Genomic DNA, 23,758 nt, shown 5'->3' on the forward strand with positions numbered 1-23,758 from the left:
ATGTATGTAAAAATGGAATGTATAGCCTATTTTTATGGTATTATCCCAAATTCCGCTCACTCTAACCGGGCTTTTGAATAGGTTATTAATAGATACAGAGACGTGGAGTGAAGCACATGCCCAATTGTTATCTTTTTATTAATGAACATATATTGCCAAGGATCTTTTCCTCCTTTTATTACGATGACTTTATGGTCCCTTGTCACAATCAATCCATCTTTGTGAGCTACCAAGAACCCAAAAAAGAATCTGTTACTTTTCCCGTAGAACAGCTGCAAAATGCTCCTTTTCTTGATCAGACTCATGTATCTCAAATCATTCACAGTATGATGAGCAGCTTGAACGAAACCAATACTCAACAACAATCGACTGATCGACCTTCTTTCGACATCACTTTAACAACTGAAGATCAACCCAGCATAGTACTTTCTCGAATTTCTAAGCCAAAACACCGTAAAAGACGTGGGAAATGTCCGCGCTTACTATCCCGAGAGGTGCGACCATTCGAAAGATTCAATTATATCGATCACAACAACAGTATCCCCCAATCAAAATATCAAGCAAGCGCACCAACCATACAAGATGTACAAAAAAATAATCAAACCAATAGTCAATGTGACAATGAAGAAAGTAAAGAAGAGTATATCGAAATTAAGCATGAGCAGGAGAAAACATTAAGAAAAGAGACTAGAAAAAACATTCATCAAAATGATCAAAAAACCTATTTAAATGGTCAAGATGATGAACCAGTTAACGATAAGGTTTCTCATGTGGAAAAACCTCATGACCTTAAGAAACATGAAATGAAATCTATGCATCCCTCCCACTTATTAGAATCAGATGTTACGAAACAAACTTACTCTGCCGGCTCATCCATTGAAGATGGAAATCGTGACATCATTTTGAAGGAAGAAGAAAAAATGAAAGCAGTTCATGATGACCTTTTGGAAGATAAAAAAGATGAGCATCTCTATACCCACTTAGAGGAAGATGAAATTGATAAAGATATTTCTAACCAATCATCACTAACAATGGATAACGCCGTTTTACACCCTAAGAATTCGTATGATGAAACTGCCCCAAACACAACAAAATTGGATAACCAACTGAATAAAAACATAAATGAAGATAAAAATTTAAAATCTACTACTGAATCCAACATACCAGGCTCGATTCCTTCAACGAAAGAAGTGAAATACAAACTAAACCGGACTGATTTAAGAACTAAAAAAATCAAAAGTGCTGATGAAATCAATTTCAACATCTTAAACTCGAGCCCACCAGCTAAAGAATCGGCAAGTGATGAATCAAATTCCCCTACACCTACTACAGAAGTTCAATTTGATATCTTACACTCTGCTTCATCTGTCAAAGAAGTGAAAAAGGACGTCAAGCCTACAGATTTTTCACTTATGAAAGTGAAAAAAAACGAAACAGAATATACTCCATCTATTAAAAGAGTTCAATTTGATATCTTAAGCTCTAAGTCACCAGGGAATGACGTGAAGTACAAACTAAATCGCACTAAGAAACAAGTCAAATTCAGCAATGAAAAACCAAAAAATATCGTAAAAGACGAAGTTAAAACTACTAAAGATCAGGATTTCGATATCTTACACAACAACACCTCAATTAAAGAATCGAAATTACAACCATTTCACCAGATAACGAATAAACAGGTTAGTACAGTTTCACCTTCTTCTCATACCAAGGATAAAGACGACTTCCCTACCACGATTTTGAATAAATATTTCACACTTGGTGACAAAATCAATGTATATGCGGGAAGTAAACTACTCGATCAGCAAGGAACATTTTTAACAGCCGGACCTGATTTCTTCATATGGATTGATGGTGATGGATATGTACGGTTACAAATTATCAGCGGTGGAATTAGTATTGGTCAAACGAAAAAGAAAAAATAAGAAACAGACATTAGCCCTGTGCTAGTGTCTGTTTCGACAATATAAAAGGATACATATAGTAATGTAATAGAGATTAGAATGGGGTGAAGGGAATGAAAGAAACTGTATTGGTCATAGCAGCACATCCAGATGATGAACTACTTGGGACCGCTGGTACGCTAAAAAGGTTAGTGGATCAAGGAAATAGAGTCGTATCGATCATTACAGCAAACGGTAGAAAGGAAGAGGCCCATCATATTCAACAACTTGCCCGAAAAGCAAACAAAGAGATTGGGATAAAGGAAGTTATTTTTCTGGAGCATCCTAACCTGGAATTAGAAATGATACCTCTTCATCTATTTACCAAGGAAATTGAAAAATTAATTGATATTTATCAACCTACTAAGATTTTTACCCATCATTACGGCGATTTGAATATTGATCACCAAATTACGTTTCAAGCAGTGTTAACAGCAGTTCGTCCTCTACCAAATAGAGAACCGATTGAATTGATCACATTTGAAACGGTATCCTCAAGTGAATGGAGTACTCAGACAAATGATAAGCAATTTAAACCGAATTATTATGTGAACATTTCATCGGTGATTGTTCAGAAAATTGCTTCCTTAAAACATTATGAAGTGGAAATGCGAGAGTTTCCACATCCGCGTTCCTATGAGGGAGTCAAACATTTGGCAAGTGTCCGAGGCATGACGGTTGGGGTACCGTATGCGGAAGCATTTGAAGTTATAAGGAGGGTCTGGAAATGAAGGAACTATTTTTTCCTTATCCTTACCTTGTTTCTGCTCTCGATAAATATTATGGAGTAAAGTCAAAACCCATAACGGCAAAAATAAAGGATAAGGGTAAAGATTCTAAACGAAAAAAAGAACGCAAAAAGAAATCAAAGACTAAAAAGATGAAAAGTAAACCTGGCAGCAAGAAACTATCCATTCTGATAGCGACTTTTTGGGACTATCCTCATACGGGTGGTCTTTCCAATTACATTACTACTCTAAGAGAAGGTTTGAGGTCTTTAGGTCACAAAGTGGATGTCATTGCTCCGAATCAGTTTTCAAAAATGAATGTAGAAAAGCTACGTGAGGTGATTGTTCCGGAATTAAAGACCTTTTTTGAGCAACGATACGGAGCATACACAAGCAAAATCATACAAAGTTGTCGATTACTCTACATCTATGAACAGATGATGAAATCTGTAAAACTGGAAAAATACGATATACTTCATGCACAGGATTTATTCACAGCCAATATATTAGGAAGATTCAATGAGGATTTAGGTAAACCTCTTCTTTTCACCCCCCATGGCATGTTCACCTTTAGCAGAGTCAAATTTAACCGAATTGAAAAAGGGTCAGTAGAAGAAGTGTATTACAAAGAAATTGAGAAAAAAGCGATTGAATATGCGAGCCATATGGTCATTTTAAGTGACTCTTTCCGTGATCCATTGAGTTCACTTGGAGCGAAATCTGCGAATCTGACAACGATTAATACAGGAATTGATTTTAAAACCATTGATCGCAGTAGAACGAGTGGAAAAATTGTGATTTCATGCATCGCAAGACTTGGACCTAGAAAGGGACATACGGATTTATTTAATGCCCTTTCTCGAATGAATGGAACCAGTCATCAGGTTGAGGTGCAAATTGTCGGAGAAGGGGAAATGCGTGAAGCGCTTGAAGCTCAAGTCAAAGCGTTGAGACTATCAAACGTACGATTCTTAGGGAAACGCGATGATGTTCCTGCCATATTAAGTAAAACAGATATATTTGTTCTTCCAACCGTCAATGACAACCTTCCCATTTCCGTTATTGAAGCCATGCATAGCGGTGCAGCGATTCTGACAACTAATTGTGGCGGTATTACGGAAATCGTTCATCATAATGAAACCGGAATCATTGTTGAGCCAGGCAATGTCAGTCAGTTAGCAACTCAACTCAAACACTTGATTGGAAATGAAGCATTGCGAAAGAAACTTGGCGGCAATGCGTATCAATATGCCAAAAGTCATCTCACTCGGGAAGCCATGGTTGGCAAGGTTGAAGTGATTTACCAAAATCTAATAACTTCGGGGGGAGAATGATGTTGTCATCACATCCAGCTGTTGTTCTTGATTTAAGCGCTAATGGAGTTGGCATCATTCATGCCCTTTCCCGAAAAGGAATTGATGTATATGCATTTGATACAGAAGGTCCCTATTCAAAGGGAAAATCAAGACTTGCAATATGTGGGGTATGTCCAAGCCCCTTGAACCAAGAAGCAGAGCTTCTATCCTTTTTAAAAGGAATAGCGATGAATCTTGATAATAAGCCTGTGCTCTACGCAGGTGCAGATGATTATGTTGTCTTTATCTCAAAATACAGAAACGAATTATCCCAGTACTACCTGTTTTTATATCCTGACCACTCTTTAATTATGGATTTATTAGATAAAAAGAAAACCTATGAATTAGCATTGGAATATAATGTCCCAACAGCTAAAACCTTTTTTGTGGAAAATGAAGAGCAGCTTGATGAGGCGATTACTCAATTAGAATTTCCATGTATCTTAAAGCCTGTATTCGGACATGAATTCAGAATACATGTAAATAAGAAAGCCATTCATATTCAAGACGCCATCCAGTTAAAGAAAATCTATCCTATTTATCGCAAGTTCGGTGAGCTTATTATTCAGGAGATCATTCCTGGAGACAACCAATGTTTCTATAAGGTGGCCACATTTTTCGATGAGGATATGGAATTACTTGCCCTTTTCACTCTCCAAAAAAACCACCAATTCCCTGCACAATTCGGAACGGGAGCACATATCGTGAGCAAACGAATACCTGATCTGGTCGATGTCGGTGTTCCACTATTGAAAGAGTTGGCACTAAAAGGAGTAAGTATGATCGAATATAAAAAAGATCCACGGGATGGGCAATATAAGCTCATTGAAATCAATCCCAGGTTCTGGCTGACCCATAGTTTAACCGGTCATTCCGGAGTTGATTTTGCCCATCAATATTATCTGTACCTTACAGGTCAACGCCCATCTCCAAAACTGCAGCAAATAGACGGGGTTCAATGGATTTACCTAGTACGTTACTTCCTTACCTTTCTTGAAAAAAGAAAAAATGGAGAAATGAGCTTAAAAGACTTCTTTTATGGACTCAGAGGAAAAAAGGTATTCGCTCTTCTTGCCTTTGATGACCCTATGCCATTTATCAGGAGTACCATGTCTCACCTGCGGAATGCGTGGAAAAGAAAACGAAGGAGTGATTGAGTATGTATACACCACAAGAACTGAAATCTATGTTTCATAAACATGGAATCGAAGAAAAACTCTCCACATCCCTTGGGAATAAAGTGACCATTCAGGCTTCATCAATCCAAAACCTTAAATCAACTAAAAGAAGCAGCATTTATCAGCTTCAGCTACAAAAACACACAGACACCTTCCCTATCATTTTTAAAATCTACCATTCTACCAAATACAAAAATGAAGTCGAGATTAATGTCTACAGTCAAGCATACCCTTTTTTAAAAGAGTTTCTTCCTGAAATCTACCTGATGGAGAAACAAGGAAGTGATACTTGGGTGTTCATGGAGTTTGTTCGCCAAATTCGTGGACAACTGACCTTTACTCCCAAGCATTTTGATTATATTATCCCAACGCTTGCTAAACTTCACGCCCACACACACGAAGAAAATTTCAAGAAAGAAAAAAGCACTTTTCAAAATTGGTTTCCCATTTACAACTCGGTAAAAATGAAAAAAGATCGGGAAAAATTTATATCAAATACAATGACATTTCTAGACGATGCCAAGAAGGATAAACAATTGAAGGACATCATCAAACCACATTATAAGCCATTAAAAAACCTATACAGTAACGGTCCTGACTTCTTTCCGGAACTATTGGCAAGCGGATATTCCATTACACATGGAGATCTTCATATGCAGAATATCTGTTCTAAAGATGTCAGCAAAAATGAACCCTGGGCAATTCAATTCATCGATTGGGAATCTGCCAAATATGCCCCGACATGGTTTGACATGATTGTCCTGGTAGAAATTTTACTAGGTTTTCGGAAAGATTGGCAAAGTAATGCAGAAGAAATTCGCACCCATGCGGTCGACGTGTACACGAATGAAATGAAGAAATATGGTATCGAGTTTAAAACCAAACCCATTCATTTATACAAAATGGCGTACCTTCAACGAACCCTCGAAAAAGGATTACACACTCAGCTGAGACGTATCTTTGACAACCGCGGAGGTGAGCTTCTTCCCTACCATTTAGAAAAAATATCAACCTGGGGAAGTGAACTGGGAATCTATAAATAGATACGAAAGGATGAGAAAACTTGAGTCGAATGCCCCCTTTCAACATTCATCCCTCTCTTCTTGCCATCATGGATCAGTATTATGATGTGGAAAGAGACTATAAGGAGTCTCTCACTCTCCAACCATTCGGTCAGAAGACAAAAGGCGATGATTCAAAGCCAATGAAAATCTTATACGTTACATTTTTTCAATACCCTCATACAGGTGGATTATCTCATTACATCACTTCTATAAAAAACGGTTTTGAAAAGGTCGGTCATAGTGTAGATGTACTAGCGCCCAATCACATGTCTTCAAAACAGCTGGAAGAATGGATTCCCGAAGCTGACTCTGAAGCCCGTAAGTTTATGAATGAACGCTACGGATTAGTCAATGAAAAAATCGTTAAAAATCTTAGTTACCTTCATGTATTTGAATTGTTTCTCAAAGAAAAAAATCTCCAGCAATATGACATCATACACGCTCAAGACCTATTTGCCCTCTTCATCCTTGGACATTTAAACCAAACGTACCAAAAACCTTTACTCTTTACGCCACACGGGTTCTTTACGAAAAGTCGCTTAAAATTCAACAAAATGCAGAAAGATTCCATTGAAGAAGCCTACTTTACTGAACTTGAGAAAGTAGGTATTGAAGCAAGTACTGAAATCGTGATGATTTCAGATTCCTTTCGACCTAACTTAATGGATTTCGGTGCAAAAGATGAAAGGATGGTCACCGTTCATACGGGCATCGATTTTAAACCTCTTCCTCATAAAAGTCATGAAAACATTATCCTCACGTGTGTCTCCCGACTGTCCCCACGTAAAGGTCATGGATATCTCTTAGAAGCATTGTCCAAGCTTCGTGAACACCTGACTAATGTAGAAGTATGGATTGTCGGAGATGGTGTCATGAAGGAAAAACTGATGGAACAAGCGAAAGAACTTAAGCTAAATAACGTCATCTTTTTTGGGAAACGACACGATATACCCTATATTCTTTCCATGTCGGACATCTACGTGTTAGCAACTGTGAATGACAACTTTCCCCTATCCGTCATGGAAGCAATGTTTTCCCGGCAAGCTGTCATCTCCACCACATGTGGCGGAATCCCGGAAATGGTTCAACATGAAGAAACAGGCATACTTTGTGAACCTGGTAACGTCGAACAACTGGCACATGCGATAAAGCGTTTCATAACGAATAAGGAAGAACGTTATAGGTTTGCTAAGGCTGCTGAATCCTATGCTCGTCAACACTTTACTAGTCAAGTTATGACGAGAAAAATTGAACAGATCTATCAAACATATTTATGAAGAAAGGAGACTCATCATGAGGGAGAATGAACTGATCCAGGATCATACATGAAGATTTTAGTTACAGGCGGTGCCGGATTTATCGGCTCACAACTTGTAGATCTACTGCTGGCTGAAGGTCACACCCCAATTATTCTAGACAACTTCTCTAATGGCAGGGAGGAAAACGTGCCAAGTGGAGTCAAAATATATAAAAAAAATCTATTATCCGATAAAGTTGAAGAAATTTTTGAAAAAGAAAAACCCGACATCGTTATGCACCTCGCTGCTCAAGTGAGCGTAGCTAAATCACTTAAAAATCCTGCAGAAGATGCGGCAGTCAATGTATTAGGAACCGTAAAGTTGTTGGAGTACAGCACCAGATATGGTGTAAAAAAATTCATCTTCTCCTCTTCCAGTGCAGTATATGGGTATACAAGTGAGGCTATCCATGAAGAGAGTTCTACTAGCCCGATTTCCTTTTATGGCACCTCAAAATTAGTATCTGAAACCTATATCAAACTGTTTAATAGGCTCTATGATCTTCCATACACCATCTTTCGTTACGCTAATGTTTATGGACCCAGGCAACGATCGGATGGTGAAGGCGGAGTGATAAGCATTTTTATTGAACAATTATTACGCAATGAAGCACCTGTTATTTTTGGAGATGGAAACCAAACACGCGACTTTGTTTACGTAGATGATGTAGCACGGGCAAATCTTCTTGCCGTCACAAATGCAGACAACCAAATCATCAATATCGGCAGCAATACCCAAACAACAGTCAACCTACTCTACACCCTACTTTCAAACCAACTCCACTCTTCGCAAAAGCCAAACTACGAAGCGAAACGGGAAGGAGATATTTTACACAGTCACCTAACAAATTCGAAAGCTCTACACTATCTAAAATGGGAACCTCAATATGATCTAAACTCCGGTTTAGAGAATACTGTTGAATATTTCAAAAAGAAAATGAAGAATGACGAATGAATTCATAACTCGCGCAAACAGAAAGGAAAAGAGCTTGGAAAATTCCAAACTCTTTTCCTTTATTCTTTATCCACCATTATCAAAAAATGAAAATGTAAAAAAATCAAACTTTCGCCTCTAACTCACCTATAATCCATTCTGCAGTTTTCTTCCCGTTTTGAATACAAGCGCCAATGCCCACTCCAAAGTATGAAGCACCTGCCAGCTTCACACGTGGTAGTTCGGTTGCGAGATTTTCATTTAACGATTGCACAGCCTGACTGTGCTCAAGATGATAGTTTGGCATTAGGTCTTTCCAGTTCGTTACCTCGACAGAAATCGGATCTCCGTCTATGCCGACACTTTTTCTAATATCTTCAAGTGCCATGCTCACAAGTTCTGCCTCGCTAAACTCTTTCAAATCATTGTAATAAGGGTTTGTACTTTTATAAAAAAGTCTCAATAATAGGTTTTGATTATTGGATGTATGCTTCCACTTCCGACTCGTCCATGTGCATGCATCACATTTCACATCTCTGCCGTTTGATACGATAAAGCCTGTTCCATCAGCAGGCAATTCCTCATCTGGAATGTTAAATCCAAGGTAAATCGAAATAAGTGAAGAATTTTTCAAGATTTTAAAATTAGGTTCAAGTTTTTCATGAGTCAGAATCTTCTGGGTTACGTCATGGGGTGTTGCGAATACCACATAATCCGCTTGAATCCTCCCATGACCATTAAGAGTCAGCTCATATTTGTCTCCTGTTTTTTGGAGGTTAGTTGTTTCTACTCCCTTTAAAATTGTCCCACTGGAACATTTTTCTTCTAAACGTTCAATGATGGCTGATAAACCATTTTTAAACGAGATGAACTTTTTATTGGACGCCCCTTGGAATTTTGGTTTATTGGCAGATAAACCTTTAATGATACTGCCGTATTTATTTTTATATTCAAGTAAGTATGGGAGTGTTGAGGCCATGGTGAGCTTATGCAAATTTCCAGAGTAGACCCCTGATAATACTGGAGCTACCTGCTTCTCAACAAGTTCCTTACCCAGGAATGCTTCTAAAAATTCGCCTATAGAACTCTCTTTTGTAAATTGTGTATTTTCCGTTTCAAGGTCTTTAAGTGCGTCAATCTTCCCTTCTTCTGACAACAGGGTGCTTTTTTTTAGAGACTCAACGGACATGGGAATTCCGAAAATCGTGTCTTGGGGAATCTTGTGTAATTCGCCATTTGTATATATGTAGGATGTGCCCGTTTCATTATAGACGAGTTCCTCTTGAAGTTGAATTTCCTCAACTAGAGGAAGAACCCCTTCATTACGGGCAACGATGGAATCTGCTCCTGCTTCCATTATGAACTCGCCTTCTCTTATCGTTCTAATTTTGCCACCGAGCTGCTGATTTCGCTCGATTAGGATTAACTCGATATCTATTTTTCGTTCTATGGACATTTTTTGAAGATGGTACAGCGTTGTTAATCCTGTAATTCCTCCACCTACGACAACCACTGTCTTCATACGATTCACTCCAATAAGTTTATGTATACAGATTATCATGTTTTTTGTTGAATAGAAAAAGATTCTGTGTCTGAAATGGTAAAAAAGTATGGGAATGAGGGTTAGGTTCAACAGTTTTATTTTCAACAATTCCCCTCATCTGTCCTATAATCTATTTCCACAATCTAATCCCTAGTTGACAACTATGAATACTTATGTATATAATATAAGAAATCTATGACGACTATATAGCCACTTATCCAGAGAGGAAGAGGGACTGGCCCGATGATGCCTCAGCAACAGATTCTACATCGTAGAACACTGTGCTAATTCCACAAGCATTTCGCTTGGAAGATGAGTTGAAGTTTGATACATCAAGCCTTCTTCTTATCTACTAGGAAGAGGGCTCTTTTTAATGAGAGAGCCTCTTCCTCTGTTCGTATACATTATAAGAGGAGTGATCAAAAATGGGCAAAATCCTTCAGGAAGCGATTCATAATCGAAGAAATGAGTTAATAAACAAATTAATTGTCCACAACATTTTCAAAAAAGGGGACAAACAATTATTTGAGTTGACGCTGCAAGAACTTGAGGACGAATACAAATATCTTCAAAAGGAATGCCATCCGCATAGCGATGTTGGCTCCATTCATTGGAAAAATTGTGAAAAATTAAGCAGTTAAAGAGCAGCAATCCAAGGAAGTGGATTGCTGCTTCCTTATTTTTCAATACTTAAGCTAACTGTCTGCAATCATCTGCACCCTTAAAGCATGCATCTGCTCATTTTGACAATGGTTGTGATCTTGTTTCTTACACTCATTTCCGCATGATTCACAAATCACTGTACAAGCTGAAGCAAGTTCAGCCACCAATGACGTTCCTCTCACCAAAGCTTATTCCAAAAATCCACACATGTCTGCACATTCACGGTCCATACGAATGCAGTCCACCATCATTCCTACATTATCTTCCTTTAGACATGCATCAAATCAATGGTTGCACGCCTCCATGCATACGTGTAAAGTTTGAATCGCTATTAGATTGTTATTTTGGGACAATTCTGAATCTCCTCCTTGTATAAATTTTAAGTATAGTAGTCTTCAAGTATGGTTACCTTTGCGGCTGCCTTTAGCTCTATTTCTATTTTGATCTTTTCTGTGATCAGTTCTGTCGGGAAGATTCCTTCGTTGTTAAAGGCATTCGTGATAGTGAATGTGTTGGATGCGGATAAGGGTACGGTTAGTTTGTTGGCAGGTACGGTGGTGATTGCGATGTTTATTTAGTAGATCATAATTGTGTCAGTTACGGAAACCACTCTCCACGGGAACAGAAAAAAGACGTCTACCACTCGGCATACGTCTTTTCTCTCTATCACTTATTGTGCATTCACCTCGATAGCATCCTTCTTGTAATATTCTGCAAAGATCTCCGCGAACGCTTCTGTAGAGTTATACAATTCCACTAAATTATTTTCCACTCCGCCAAACTCAAGTAACATGGCTCTCTCGGTTAGGTCCTGATTGTAGACCCCGTTACCTTCTGCTCTTGTTTTGATGAAGACACCCCGGCTGATGCCAGGATATTTTTCCTCCAGTTTAGCATTCAATTCCTTTGCGATCTTAAGGTTCTTTTCGAAGTTTTTGTTTTCTTTTCCTACGATAAAAAATAAGCGTGCATAGTTTTTACCGTTAATGGTTTTGGTAGTGATGCTACGTGGCTGAGAATCCCGATGGATATCAATCAGGTACGTTAGGTCATCATTTTGGGCGATAGCTTCTTGTACTAGTCCCCTTGATAACTGATAGGATTCAAAATATGTCCATGACTTGTCTTTGAGTGCTTTGTTTACATCTGTCTTATCCTGAACCGCTCCAATACCCCGTGCTTCAAGCTCTTGCTTCAATTTGGATCCGACAGCAATGACGTTGACCTTCTCGTTGGTACTCGCTGGATCTTTCGAATCGTTATTCTTAATCAGCGGGCTAAACGCTTCCCAGCTGTGTGAATGATAGATGTAGACGGATTTTTCATCAATCTCTTGAACTCCGTCTCCTGAATGGTTGTTGGCCTGATCGATTTGACTCTGATCGATTTCCTGATCTTTCAACTGATCTTCTGTAGGAGCCGGTGATTCATTTGGGAGGTTCGTAATGTCTGTCCCTTTCCCGGCAACGGCTATGTGGGTATGATAATTTTCGATCCCGGGGATTTCCCGTCCAAATAAACTTCGCGGATCAAGGAGTGAAACATTCGTGACGCTTTCCAACCAATCAAAATCACTGTTTAATGCTGCCTCATTGGTGGCTCGCAGTCCAGTCATTTCCTGTGACAACAACATAAGAAACGTTTCCTTCGGGACGAGTTCGGACATAGATGAATACAGTAAACTATCCACTCTCAATTTAATGGCTGTTGACGAGATCAACCATACGGTCAAGTAAATGAGAACAATACCGATCAACATTACCCGAATGATGGCCTTCATAGAGACGAATACTAGTGGGACTAAGCTATTGTTGTTTCGTGACTTATACGACATGATCAGTACCCCTATATAAAGTATTTAATAGTTAACTTTATGCAGAGGGTTGATAGAGTAGAAGGTTTTTTCTGGGATTCGTTCGGATTTCCTAGACCTTACCTGTTTGACCTTCCCTCTTAGCAGACTTTCGCTTTCCCATTCTTTTTTGATTGAAAGATTAGACTTGGGGATTCCTACTCTTTCAGATAGCTCCGTAACGCTCATCTTCCTTTTAAGAAGAATCACATCAATATTAATGATAATCGTCATATACTCACCTCAGACCGTTAAATCATTTTCAGATTTTAGTTCAAGAGCATTCCTCAGCAATTCTTGAAGAACAGCTGCGAAAATCGAGATGGAGACAGACGCAAAGCTGATAATGACCCCAACCATGGCAATACCCGGATGAAGAGCATGTTGGATTAGTAGAAACACTATACCTGTCACATAGATGGCAGTAATCAGTAATGCATACAGTTTTATTCGGTGAAGAGCTACTATTGCTTTTCCTGAAAAAGCGTGTTTCATTTCAATACATTTTAAAAGCTTAAAAGCTTGATAAAGCGCTAAATTAAATGGAACCGCTGTTAAGTATAACCCTATTAGAATCGGCCATTTCAAATAAGCGAATTCCGGAAATAGATCAGCCGAATGCTTTGCCATGGTTGGCAACCAGACAACACAAAGGATGAATACAATCGCTCCTATTGCCATTACTGCCCCTTTAAAAAAAATCGTCGTTCCTCGTTTCATAACACACCTCTGGATACCATGTTTTTCTAAATTATATAATGAGATTTATTGTATTCCAATAAAATTTTATTGATTTTTTCATTCTCTATTAAAAACTTTCAAAAAAAACAAACGCATGAGCAAAATCATGCGTTTTACATCTCATCGACTATTCACTTCATTTGCTGCCCTCACCCCAGACTCAATCGCCCCTTCAATCCATCCATGAATAGAAGATGTGTGCTCTCCGGCAAAATGAATTCTGCCTTCAGGTTTCTGGATATAATCCCCGATATCACTTGCCTGACCAGGGGTATAAAGGGTAAAACATCCCGCGGAGAAAGGGTTTTTACTCCAGTTGTAAACCACATAATTCAGCATTTCTGTGTAGACCTGTTCACCATATATTTTTGAGAGGTCTTCTAATACCTCTTTGATGATTACATCTTTTGATTTGCTGTTCCATAGGAGTGCATTCTGTCCCCAGCTATAACTCGCTAACATGACCCCTGGTTTGTTGCTACCCTTGTCGTGACTTGGAATATATGTAAAGCGTGTGGGGAGATCTGACACGATGTTCCCGTAATTCAAATCTTCCCAGAAGCGACGACGAAATTCGATTCCTATTTTCACGGATGGAACATTCGTTACTTCCCGAATCGCCTGCCACTTTTTAAAGGATATTGAATTATAAGGTATGACATCGATAAACTGGAAGACAGCAAAAGGAATGGTTACGATGACATAATCGGCATTGTATTCCCGTACCAATCCGTCTGCAGAGTCTACTGCTCGAACGCTTACTCCACTATCGGATTGAATAATGTGGGTCACTTTTTGATTCAGTAGAATGTGTGTCCCAAGCTCTTGGACAAATCCATAAGGTAAGTGGTCGTTTCCTCCTATTATTTGATAAAATTTTGTTTGTTTCCTGAATATAGGAAAAATGATGTCTATTAATATGTCCACGAACGAGAATTCAGGAAATCCTTCTATTCCAAGAATAACATTGATTTTTCGGATTGCATTAAAGGATAATGATTTACCGTGTGGGTTATTTGCTAAAAATTGTCCCATAGAATAACCAGAGTATTTTTTTATTAATTTTTGCTGTTCCTCATGGTCACTGTTTCTATATAATTCGATAAAGGGGCTGGTTGCTTCAAGGAATAATTCTGAAGCCGTTTTTCCCCTTTCCTCTTCTGGTAATGGATACTGTAGAATGTCTGGATTTTTTTCGTATTGCTCCCTTGTTGTGAGGATATTGTTTACTAATAATAAATCTCTTGGGGAACTATTAATGAATTCTTCATAAGCCAGGTTGAATTTTCGAATATACTCGAACACTAACTTGTGGTTATCGGGAATCCTCATGGCACCCAGCTCCATATAATTACCGGGGGTGAATGGCTTGCGAACTGAATATATCCTGCCCCCAATTCGTTTATTTCCTTCTAATATCGTTACGTCATGCCCGGCTTTTTTCAGTAAAGAAGCTGCGACTAAACCACTCATTCCTGCTCCAACGATTATCACTTTTTTAGAATTAGATAGTTTTAATCCATTCCGGATAATGGCCAGCATGTCATCTGGATAGTTCAATTTGGAGGGGTCATCTCTTGAAAGTTGATTTACCATCTCATCACCCACCTCCCTTTTTCTTACATCATATGACGTCAAGAAAGGAGGTATACGTATGATTTCTGTACCAAAAAGCTCATTTCCAGTCATTTTCAGAACAAACGTTTCTATTTATACGTTTATGTGTTATACTTAAGTTTAATTGGGTCTACGAGACTGTATTTAACCAATTCCTCGAGCAAGTAGAAGGGAGACATGTTATATGTCGCTAGAAAATATCGTAACCATGCTCATGACTCTTAAGGAATTCAAGGATAGTGAGATCGTTCATACGATATCAAGTTATGATCACTCACCTGTTATGACTGTTACCTACCTGTTGGATACGGATTGCTTTCAAATCACCTATATGGATTCAATGAAAGTGGAAGAGTTTACAGACATCAACCTTTTGGCTACAACCATAGAAAGTGTTGTTCTTCTCGAACCTTCAAGATAAGATTATAAAATGGAGTGCCATTGCGTAAATCGTAATGGCACTCTTTGTACCTGGATTCTGTTTCTATAGATACAAAGGAGGGGCACTATGTCATTACATTCACTGCCTTATATTCGAAAGGTCTCACTTCATAGCGAAAACGTTCCTTCCTTTCATTCGTATCCTTTTCATATTCCGAGTATTCGGAACCTGACAGGTCTCTCCTTTCACCCCAATGTTACATTTATTGTGGGGGAAAACGGGATGGGAAAATCAACTCTTCTTGAAGCCATTGCAATGGCCATTGGTTTTAATCCTGAAGGAGGTACGCTGAACTTTACATTCTCCACGTACGATTCGTATTCGAATCTGGATAAATACTTGAGAATTGTGAGGGGAGTCGATCGACCTAAGGATGGTTTTTTCTTGAGGGCAGAAAGCTTTTACAATGTTGCGTCGAATATTGAGGAAATGGATCAGCAGCCCTCTTTTGGGCCACGAGTGATTGATTCTTTTGGAGGGAAATCCCTTCATGAGCAATCACACGGGGAAGCCTTTTTCTCAACCTTTATGAATCGTTTTCGAGGGAAAGGAATTTACATACTGGATGAGCCCGAAGCTGCACTCTCCCCCTTAAGGCAGTTATCCATGCTCTCTAGAATACATGAACTTGTGAATGATGATTCCCAGTTCATTATTGCCACTCACTCACCTATTCTGATGGCATACCCTTCTTCTTCCCTCATTGAATTAACAGAAGAAGGTTTACAGAAGTCTTCATTGGAAGAAACGAGCCATTATAAGATTATGAAGCAATTTTTTAATGATCGGGAACGAATGATATATCATTTACTGAAAGAAGAAGACTGAATGTGGAAAGAAGATTTATTCATTACCGTTGTTGATCAATAAAGCATTCCTCTATTAAATAAAATGAGCATAAAACCAATCCCTGTTTTATGCTCATTTTCTTCTTTTTAAAAAGAAGGAAGTTCACTAAGATTATTTTCTTTTAAGCCGTCTGGTTCACTGCGAAGAACATCTCTGCCATACCGATGAATCACATCGACATGAGCCAGTTTTCCTGACTTTGCCTCTTCGAGTGCAGTGATATAATCCAGCTCTCTCCCACTTTCGGTTTTAAAAGCGATGAGATCGTCATCCGCATTTCGACGAACGGCTACAATCTGTTCTGCTCCAGTTGCAAGCTCCTGAGCCATTTCTACTTTTGCCTGAAATTTCCCTTGCTTCTTGTATTCTTCATAAATCTGTTCAAAGCTCTTCTTTTCCATCTGGTTCACCTCCCGAACATACGTTTAGTATTGACTCTGGAGTAAGGTATTATGATAAATAAATTCCAACATACATTGGTTCCTCTTCCAATCAAAATAAGAGTGCCTTCCATCAAGGCACTCCACTATCATCAGTTCAATTTCCCAAGAGTATCATTTAACACCATTTTTTGTTCATCCATTGCTTTTATCGTATTTTGGATGTTTCTATTAAAAACAGAAAGGATGCTTTGTCCATAGTTAGTCCCTGGCACTGCCCACTTTCCGTTCAATTCTGTCCAGTTTTTGGCACTCCCACGTATGACTAATGAAAAGCGGGGATCCACCAGTTGTTGTCCTTTTGGAATTGGGTTGGTCGATGCATAAGCGTACAGATGCTGAATATGAGCAAGAACCCCTTCTTCTGGAGTCTTAAATGATGCTCCGTCATTACCAGGACCGGTAGTACCAATTCCTGCATAGTTGTTTTGATTTGGTTTGACTTGTCCTGTGAACCTGAAATAGTTGGTTTCATGTATGGCTTGAGAGTAAGCTACGTCTCCTCTAATTCCATAAAGATTCCCGTAAAAGAGATAGAATTTGCCTAAAAGTGGAGCATCCCGATTAATCGTTCTCGCAAAGTCATCTAGTTGTTCAGCTCGTAATACAGATGTACCCAGGATTGAATACTGTATTCCCGGTGGCTGAGGAGGCTGTGTCGGTTTTGGCGGATCAGTCGGAGACGGTACAGGGGGCTTGGGGTTATCATTGTCAACTCTTACTAAAATAAATGTTTCAATACCCATTTTTTTCAGGTTGGCCACTTGGTTTTCTGCGTTCACCCTTTCTGTAAAAGCACCGGTTTGGACCCTGTAATACGTTCTATCCAAGACCACCACAGTATCAATGAATGATTTCATTCCTTTTCTTTTTAATTCATTTACTCGATCTTCAGCATTTACACGCTTCGTAAATGAACCAGCAATCACTTTAAAAAGTTCTTTCTCATTCACAATTTTTGCAGGTAAACCTAAAGCCTTTGCAACGCCCCTTGCGATAGCCACTCCTACAGTGTTTCTAAATTTAGCGTTGTTCAATAACGCAATATCTTTTGGATGATCAATAAATAGGACCTCTAATAGAAGTGAAGACATGCTTGTTTCACGTAATACATGAAAATTGGCTCTCTTTTTCCCTCTATCATTACCGTTATAAGATGATTTAATAGCTGCCGACACTTCATCGTGAATGATTCTCTGATAGGTAATAGTCTTGGAAGGAACACTGCCATTATACACATAGCTCTCAAACCCGGTTCCACCTCCAGCATTATGATGGATGGACAAGTAGAAATCAGGTTTAGTTCGGTTGGCTAAGTTTGACCTTTCCGTTAAAGATAGCGTTTCATTTCCAGTTCTCGTCATCAAAATATTCACATTGTAATTTTGCAACAAAAAGTCTCTTACAATATGGGCCGTTAAGAGATTGAAGGTTTTCTCCTCATTCCCATTGTAAACAGCACCTGGATCAGTACCTCCATGACCAGGATCAATCATTATAGTTTTCAATATTATTTCCTCCTAAGAGTAAGACATATAGTACTATATTCACACATGGACAAGCCTGCTTGGACTTTTCCTGCTTGCGCCTATTGTACATTACGAAAAAATGTTCCCAGTAGAGAAGGGAACATTTTTAATGCACGATTCTATATTTATGGAGGAAACATTCTTATGGGTTTTATTTCATTCTATTTCTGTAAACTCGTTATTATTCATCATCATTGTTTCAATTGATCGGCGGAGTTTCACACTGGTGCTCGCTTCATTTTTTTCAGTATGAACTGTTGATCTTATAACCATTGTTCTCTTACTGAGCAAGGGGTCGAAGAGTAACCCCAAACTGTGCAACGTACATATTTGAGAGGGAAGGAGATCCCAAGTCAAACTTGAAATGAGTTACTGGTGGACTGATAAAAAGATACCCTAGTAATTTTCTTGCCAATGCATCACCTCCATAGAATACTTTATGTCGAAAGTGATCGGAAGGTGAGGACAAGCAACGAGTTTTTATGAAAATAGGACAGCCTTTTTTCAAAAAATGGATCATTTTCTAAGTTTTATGGCATCCCTCAAAAAAGAGAGAAGTTCGACGCCATACTACACCTCCCGTCCACATTCAGCGTATAGGTTATTGTCATCTCTTCACCGCCAAGATAATAGGTGACATCTACTCTTTCTCCGATTTCTATTTCAAATATATCAACACATTTTACCAATTAGGTTTCTATGAGTGAATGTGGAAAAGAAGCGAATAGTAAGAGGCGAAAGCTAAATGAATGGAGGAGTTTTAGTGAAAAAGATTGGAATTCTTGTGGTGGGTGTAATGATGATAATACTTTCTTTCATACCTGTACTCAGTACTTCAGCTGAAGCTTGCAGGCTGAATGTGTAAGTGAAGCCAGCGTGATAGCAAAAGAAGACATGAGAATTTTATGGAACGATCATGTTATCTATACCAGGAACTATATTATTAGCGCCGTTGATGGATTAGAAGATCAGGATGTGGTTCTTGCACGATTGCTTCAAAATCAGAAAGACATCGGGAACGCAATCAAACCTTATTACGGTGAAGAGGCTGGGAATAAGCTGGCTGATTTGTTGACCGAGCATATTGTATTGGCGGGAAAAATCGTTGATGCTGCTAAAAATGGAAAGCAAGCAGAGGTGGAGAAATTAAACAAAGAATGGTATCGTAATGCAGATGACATTGCAGGATTCTTAGCAAAAGCAAATCCATACTGGTCTGAAAATGCGCTAAAAGACCTGTTATACATGCACTTGCAATTCGTCACCGATGAAGCAGTCGCCCGAATCAAGAAAGACTGGAAAGGAAACATTACAAGCTTTGATAAAGGGAAAGCCCATATTCTTCACCTGTCTGATGCCCTATCAGGTGGAATTGTGAAGCAGTTTCCGGAGAAGTTCTAATTGTTTCAGTGCTAGGATGATTCGAGCCATCCTAGCTTTTCTTATTCTTCAATACCGACTCTGTCACTTCTTCTTTCAAGCAGTATCACATCCCGCCAGGCTCCATCTAGTCTCCCAATCCTTTTTCTTATGCCTACCTCACGAAAACCATATTTCTTATGAAGGTGAATACTCGTAAGGTTCTCTGGAAAAACCCCTGACTGTAAGGTCCAAATATCATGTTCCTCACTTTGTTCAATTAAAGACTTCATGAGAGCGCTCCCAATACCTTTTCTGTTATATTTCTGACTGACATACACTCTGACTTCAGCGACACCTGCATACACACATCTACTTGAGATGGGACTCAGGGCGGCCCAGCCAACTATTTGATTTTCGAGGATCGCTACCATCCAACAATCATTTAGATGTGTTTTGTTCCAATCTTCCCAAGAAGGTACTTCTTTTTGGAAAGTCGCGTTTCCTGTATTGATCCCCTCTAAATAAATGTTACTGACTTGTTCCCAAGCTGATGGGAGCATGGCTTGTATTTTCATCTTTTCACCCTTTTCAAAAAGGTAGTTGACCATTTTATAGTGAATAAAAGCAAATAATACCTCTCAGTACGAATAAATAATGTAGTTCGTTAAGGTACAACCTTTGAGAACAACCTATATTTTTGAAACAGATTACCTCCTATCTTCCAAGTCTATCTCCTTGATGATACGGGCAGGATTTCCACCAACCACTACATTAGAAGGGACATCCTTTGTCACTACTGCACCTGATGCAATGACGACATTATTACCAATCGTCACTCCGGGATTAATAATCGCGCCTCCGCCAATCCAGCAGTTGTCTCCTATTGTGACAGGCTTCCCAAATTCCTGCCCTTTGTTTCGCTCAATCGGATTCACTGGGTGAGTCGCTGTGTAAATATGGACACCAGGTGCTAGCATGCAATTTTCACCGAAGCGAACTTCGCAAACATCAAGAATCACACAATCAAAATTGGCAAAGAAATGGTTTCCTACGTAAATGTTATAACCATAATCACATCTGAAGTTAGGCTCTAAATAAACGCTTTGCCCAGTAGATCCGAATAGTCTCTTAATAACAGCCATTCTCTCATCGCCTTCTTCTTCGGTGGTCAGATTCAGCATTCGTGTTAAATAACGGGCTTGTTTTCTCTCTTCCATCAATTGCGGTTCCCATGGTTCGTAAAGTTCACCGTCCAGCATTTTCTGTTTTTCAGTTTTCATTTATCTGCCTCCATTATATGTAGTAAGATTACTATTTTTCTATTCTCTCTTTATGTTTCTGTTTAGGCAGGATACTTTGTAGAGAGCCCTGACATTATTCATCACTCTTCGGTAAATTCAACTGCCATGAGACACCGAACCGGTCCTCAACCCAGGCGAATTTTTCACTAAAGGAAGACTCCTCCAAGGGCATCAACACAGTTCCGTTTAAAGATAATTTATCATATACACGTTCGATTTCTTCTTCCGAATCACATGCTACGAACAAAGACATGGCAGGAGAAAATGGATGATCGTTTCGATTTATATTATCGATTGCCATATAGGTTTGTCCTTTTAAAGTGAATGTCGCATGCAAAACAGTTCCATCTTCGTGATGTATCACACTAACAATTCCGGAATCATCAAAAATCGATGTATAAAAACTCATTGCCGCTTCTGCTTTTCCGTTGAACATAAAAAATGTTGTGATGCTTTGATCTTGGTTCATTTAAACCTTCACTCCTTTTTATCCTCTAGATAACTAATTCGATGAAAAACAAGATACTCCTATTTCAAAAAGAAAAAATAATGTCACCAACAGGGGAGAAATAGCAAATCACAAAATATAATTTCCACTAAACACTCTGGATCCTATATGAAAAAGTCGGTTCTAATGTGAAATGGACTTATACAGTTTCCTCCGTATGTGGTCGTACTCTCAAATAAAAAAGCTCCATTCCCACAATAGCTCTTATTCCTCCCCGGCAAAAATATTCCTCCAAAAATGATATGAAACAAATGGAACACCCCACTTTATTTGACACTGGACCATATGAAATCGAATTGATTTAGCATGCTACATTAATATACCAGAAGAGTGGCTCTTCTGGTTCGGGTCTGCCTGAGCAGAGAATGAATTTCTTAATCGGACCTTTGAATATTGGCTTGCCATGATCTATGGTAAATGTTGTTGGATTACCTTCTTCATCCATTGAGACTGTGTATAAACAAACCGGCTGTATAATAGCGTATCGTTTTAATTGTAATGATAATAAATAAAGCTGCAAATATGGATTGTTCGGTCCTGAATATGGTAGAGGGTAGTAGGAGATCAGTAAATTCTTCATGATCACTTTCCTTCTAGAATCTGATGCTATTTAATCGGGACCCATTTTCCAACAGATATTGATGGAGCTTCTGATGATAATGATGTTTAATAATGGATACCTCACTCTTCAATTTGTCAGAATGTTTACTCGTTCCCGACTCAGGGTGTGATCTATACTTCAATAAAACCTCATCCAAATAATATATGACATACCCATTGATTAACATCCTGTTCCACATCTCATAATCTTGCGTGAATTTAAGATCTGGCCTGAAATAACCTATATCCCTAAACACATCCTTATGAACCATGATAGAGCACCCATTGACGGGATTGATCGTCATAAAGGTATGGTAGATTTCTTCTGCATTGGTAAATCTCTTCCCAATGAAGGGGAGCAATACTTCATTAGCCTGGTTAATAACATCATAATTGTGAAAGCTTGCCTTCGCCCCCCTTCGTAACATATAATCCAATTGCCTCTCTACCTTCAGATGATCGAAATAGTCATCTGAACTCAACCAAGCGATATATTCTCCACTCGCTCTCTTTATTCCTTCATTTATAGCGGTTGCCGTTCCACCATTTTCTTTTCTAAAGTAGGTAATTTGATTTAAAAAGGGGGTTAGCCTCTCAACTTCTTCCGTTGATCCATCATCAATTACAACTACTTCAATACTTGAATAGGATTGATTTAATGCACTACGAATCGCTTGATCGACATAGGAACAATTATAAAAAGGTATAACAATAGATACAGTAGGTTTCAAGAAAACTCCTCCAGTGCTGCCTTAGACAAGACGTGATTACTATAGACTATTCACTTTCCCGTTTTATGCTTAGACGGATGAGCATAAAGTGGGTATTATATTCAAAAAAAAGAACTAAACCATAAGCGGTTTAGTCCTTTCTTTTAAGTCTGTGCTATTCTTTAATCAACTCATTCTCAACAAGCCAGTCATGAGCCACAACGGATACACTATTCCCTTCGATATCCACTTTGTAATTCAGTTCACGCATAATATCACTGTTAAGTTTATCAGCTAATTTTGCGGTAATATCTTTGATTTCCGGATATGTTTCATAAACGTTTTTATTTATACTAACCGCTGCCCGGTACGGCGGGAAGAATTTCTTATCATCCTTCAACGTTACCAAGTCATAATCTACAATCGTTGCATCTGTCTCAAAGGCAACCGAAACATCGACTTGGCTGTTATTCAATGCCCTTTGCGTCAGACCAAGATCCATCTGTTTGATCTGTCCGGAACCGAATTTGAAACCGTACAATTCCTCTACTCCTGGAAGACCATCCGGACGATTCGCAAATTCTGCGTCCGACGCCATTGTTAATTCGCCAGGATTTTCATTTACATATTCAGCCAGATCACTGATGGATTCAATACCCAATTCCTTTGCCTTATCCTGATTCATGACTAGTGCGTAAGTATTATTCACATTGGACATATTCATCCAATGAATGTCCCTTTTTGCATCAAGCTCTTTCACTTTTTGAAAAGCTTTCTCAGGGTCTGACATCGGTTCTTGCCCCATATATGTAATGAGAGCAGTCCCAGTGTACTCCCACATCATATCCACCTGCTCATTTTCCAATGCTTTACGAACAACCGTACTTCCCAGGTTGTTCATTTGTTTTACTTTAAAACCCTCTTCTTTTAATAAAAAGGCGGTCATCTCAGAAAGAAGGTATTGCTCCGTAAAATTCTTCCCCCCCACGGATATTTGTTTGCCTCCTATTCCTACGTTCGAACAGGCGCTTAGCATAAGAGTCAGGATGAGAATCCCTATCCACTTTGAATTCCGTTTCACGATCGTCACCTCCTGATTATG

24 protein-coding genes, 2 pseudogenes and 1 riboswitch are annotated in these 23,758 nt (G+C 38.9%); of the genes and pseudogenes, 12 read left to right on the plus strand and 14 right to left on the minus strand.

The features are described 5' to 3' along the window. Positions 1 to 116 precede the first annotated feature (116 nt). From AC6CIB_RS03935 to AC6CIB_RS03965, 7 genes are all read left to right on the plus strand, one after another. Complete coding sequence (locus tag AC6CIB_RS03935) at positions 117 to 1,925, plus strand: hypothetical protein (RefSeq protein ID WP_498278141.1); 1,809 nt, start codon at positions 117 to 119, stop codon at positions 1,923 to 1,925. 92 nt (positions 1,926 to 2,017) lie between these two features. After that, a complete protein-coding gene (locus AC6CIB_RS03940) occupies positions 2,018 to 2,674 on the plus strand; it encodes a PIG-L deacetylase family protein (RefSeq protein ID WP_498278143.1) in 657 nt (218 codons plus the stop codon). After that, complete coding sequence (locus AC6CIB_RS03945) at positions 2,671 to 4,005, plus strand: glycosyltransferase family 4 protein (RefSeq protein ID WP_498278145.1); 1,335 nt, start codon at positions 2,671 to 2,673, stop codon at positions 4,003 to 4,005. Before AC6CIB_RS03940 ends, AC6CIB_RS03945 begins: the two co-directional genes overlap by 4 nt. Then, complete coding sequence (locus AC6CIB_RS03950) at positions 4,005 to 5,183, plus strand: carboxylate--amine ligase (protein WP_498278147.1); 1,179 nt, start codon at positions 4,005 to 4,007, stop codon at positions 5,181 to 5,183. The genes AC6CIB_RS03945 and AC6CIB_RS03950 overlap by 1 nt, the downstream gene beginning before the upstream one ends. 2 nt (positions 5,184 to 5,185) lie before the next feature. Continuing rightward, entirely contained in the window at positions 5,186 to 6,247 is a 1,062-nt protein-coding gene (locus tag AC6CIB_RS03955; RefSeq protein WP_498278149.1) for a phosphotransferase, read from the plus strand. A 29-nt stretch (positions 6,248 to 6,276) separates the two neighbouring features. Then, complete coding sequence (locus AC6CIB_RS03960; RefSeq protein WP_498278652.1) at positions 6,277 to 7,545, plus strand: glycosyltransferase family 4 protein; 1,269 nt, start codon at positions 6,277 to 6,279, stop codon at positions 7,543 to 7,545. Between the two features lie 48 nt (positions 7,546 to 7,593). After that, the gene (locus tag AC6CIB_RS03965) at positions 7,594 to 8,520 is read left to right on the plus strand and encodes an NAD-dependent epimerase/dehydratase family protein (protein ID WP_498278151.1); all 927 of its coding nucleotides are present in this window, start codon (positions 7,594 to 7,596) and stop codon (positions 8,518 to 8,520) included. A gap of 103 nt (positions 8,521 to 8,623) precedes the next feature. Here AC6CIB_RS03965 and AC6CIB_RS03970 read toward each other — a convergent pair whose 3' ends face one another. After that, entirely contained in the window at positions 8,624 to 10,021 is a 1,398-nt protein-coding gene (locus tag AC6CIB_RS03970) for a protoporphyrinogen oxidase (RefSeq protein WP_498278153.1), read from the minus strand. A gap of 232 nt (positions 10,022 to 10,253) precedes the next feature. Continuing rightward, a riboswitch (SAM riboswitch) is annotated at positions 10,254 to 10,361 on the plus strand. A 106-nt stretch (positions 10,362 to 10,467) separates the two neighbouring features. On the opposite strand from AC6CIB_RS03970, the gene AC6CIB_RS03975 reads away from it, so the two are divergent. After that, positions 10,468 to 10,683: a Fur-regulated basic protein FbpA gene (locus tag AC6CIB_RS03975; protein ID WP_498278155.1), complete on the plus strand. Its 216-nt coding sequence runs from the start codon at positions 10,468 to 10,470 to the stop codon at positions 10,681 to 10,683. A 49-nt stretch (positions 10,684 to 10,732) separates the two neighbouring features. Here AC6CIB_RS03975 and AC6CIB_RS03980 read toward each other — a convergent pair. Beyond that, positions 10,733 to 11,010: pseudogene (locus AC6CIB_RS03980) on the minus strand (four-helix bundle copper-binding protein). 96 nt (positions 11,011 to 11,106) lie between these two features. Between AC6CIB_RS03980 and AC6CIB_RS03985 the strand changes: the two are divergent. Continuing rightward, positions 11,107 to 11,283: a hypothetical protein gene (locus AC6CIB_RS03985; RefSeq protein WP_498278157.1), complete on the plus strand. Its 177-nt coding sequence runs from the start codon at positions 11,107 to 11,109 to the stop codon at positions 11,281 to 11,283. A 92-nt stretch (positions 11,284 to 11,375) separates the two neighbouring features. Here the strand turns inward: AC6CIB_RS03985 and spoIIP are convergent, their stop codons facing one another. From spoIIP to AC6CIB_RS04005, 4 genes and pseudogenes are all read right to left on the minus strand, one after another. Beyond that, a complete protein-coding gene (gene spoIIP, locus AC6CIB_RS03990) occupies positions 11,376 to 12,539 on the minus strand; it encodes a stage II sporulation protein P (RefSeq protein ID WP_498278159.1) in 1,164 nt (387 codons plus the stop codon). Between the two features lie 75 nt (positions 12,540 to 12,614). Further along, positions 12,615 to 12,791: pseudogene (locus AC6CIB_RS03995) on the minus strand (helix-turn-helix domain-containing protein); the annotation flags it as partial. A gap of 9 nt (positions 12,792 to 12,800) precedes the next feature. Further along, on the minus strand, positions 12,801 to 13,277 hold the full coding sequence (locus tag AC6CIB_RS04000) for a DUF2975 domain-containing protein (RefSeq protein WP_498278161.1): 477 nt from the start codon (positions 13,275 to 13,277) through the stop codon (positions 12,801 to 12,803). 141 nt (positions 13,278 to 13,418) lie between these two features. Continuing rightward, positions 13,419 to 14,894, minus strand: coding sequence for a flavin monoamine oxidase family protein (locus tag AC6CIB_RS04005; RefSeq protein ID WP_498278162.1), 1,476 nt, complete (start codon positions 14,892 to 14,894; stop codon positions 13,419 to 13,421). A gap of 205 nt (positions 14,895 to 15,099) precedes the next feature. Between AC6CIB_RS04005 and AC6CIB_RS04010 the strand changes: the two genes are divergently transcribed. Together AC6CIB_RS04010 and AC6CIB_RS04015 are read left to right on the plus strand one after the other, a co-directional pair. After that, positions 15,100 to 15,336 (plus strand): hypothetical protein, encoded by a 237-nt coding sequence (locus tag AC6CIB_RS04010; RefSeq protein ID WP_498278163.1) that lies wholly within the window; start codon positions 15,100 to 15,102, stop codon positions 15,334 to 15,336. An 87-nt stretch (positions 15,337 to 15,423) separates the two neighbouring features. After that, positions 15,424 to 16,185 carry an AAA family ATPase gene (locus AC6CIB_RS04015; RefSeq protein ID WP_498278165.1) on the plus strand — a complete coding sequence of 254 codons (762 nt, stop codon included), beginning with the start codon at positions 15,424 to 15,426 and terminating at the stop codon, positions 16,183 to 16,185. A gap of 107 nt (positions 16,186 to 16,292) precedes the next feature. Here AC6CIB_RS04015 and AC6CIB_RS04020 read toward each other — a convergent pair whose 3' ends face one another. Continuing rightward, positions 16,293 to 16,607 (minus strand): DUF3892 domain-containing protein, encoded by a 315-nt coding sequence (locus AC6CIB_RS04020; protein ID WP_498278166.1) that lies wholly within the window; start codon positions 16,605 to 16,607, stop codon positions 16,293 to 16,295. 131 nt (positions 16,608 to 16,738) lie between these two features. After that, positions 16,739 to 18,154, minus strand: coding sequence for an N-acetylmuramoyl-L-alanine amidase (locus AC6CIB_RS04025; protein ID WP_498278167.1), 1,416 nt, complete (start codon positions 18,152 to 18,154; stop codon positions 16,739 to 16,741). Positions 18,155 to 19,051: 897 nt separating this feature from the next. Here AC6CIB_RS04025 and AC6CIB_RS04030 point away from each other — a divergent pair. Further along, positions 19,052 to 19,576 (plus strand): glycosyltransferase, encoded by a 525-nt coding sequence (locus AC6CIB_RS04030; RefSeq protein WP_498278168.1) that lies wholly within the window; start codon positions 19,052 to 19,054, stop codon positions 19,574 to 19,576. Between the two features lie 41 nt (positions 19,577 to 19,617). Here the strand turns inward: AC6CIB_RS04030 and AC6CIB_RS04035 are convergent, their stop codons facing one another. From AC6CIB_RS04035 to AC6CIB_RS04060, 6 genes are all read right to left on the minus strand, one after another. Further along, on the minus strand, positions 19,618 to 20,112 hold the full coding sequence (locus AC6CIB_RS04035) for a GNAT family N-acetyltransferase (protein ID WP_498278169.1): 495 nt from the start codon (positions 20,110 to 20,112) through the stop codon (positions 19,618 to 19,620). A 132-nt stretch (positions 20,113 to 20,244) separates the two neighbouring features. Further along, complete coding sequence (locus AC6CIB_RS04040) at positions 20,245 to 20,817, minus strand: maltose acetyltransferase domain-containing protein (RefSeq protein ID WP_498278171.1); 573 nt, start codon at positions 20,815 to 20,817, stop codon at positions 20,245 to 20,247. Positions 20,818 to 20,911: 94 nt separating this feature from the next. Further along, entirely contained in the window at positions 20,912 to 21,307 is a 396-nt protein-coding gene (locus AC6CIB_RS04045; RefSeq protein WP_498278173.1) for a VOC family protein, read from the minus strand. Positions 21,308 to 21,647: 340 nt separating this feature from the next. Then, positions 21,648 to 21,926 carry a hypothetical protein gene (locus tag AC6CIB_RS04050; protein ID WP_498278174.1) on the minus strand — a complete coding sequence of 93 codons (279 nt, stop codon included), beginning with the start codon at positions 21,924 to 21,926 and terminating at the stop codon, positions 21,648 to 21,650. A gap of 13 nt (positions 21,927 to 21,939) precedes the next feature. Beyond that, a complete protein-coding gene (locus AC6CIB_RS04055) occupies positions 21,940 to 22,677 on the minus strand; it encodes a glycosyltransferase (RefSeq protein WP_498278175.1) in 738 nt (245 codons plus the stop codon). 154 nt (positions 22,678 to 22,831) lie between these two features. Further along, entirely contained in the window at positions 22,832 to 23,737 is a 906-nt protein-coding gene (locus AC6CIB_RS04060; protein ID WP_498278176.1) for a glycine betaine ABC transporter substrate-binding protein, read from the minus strand. Positions 23,738 to 23,758: the final 21 nt, after the last annotated feature.

It is taken from the genome of Rossellomorea sp. GQ25 (genome assembly GCF_059758515.1).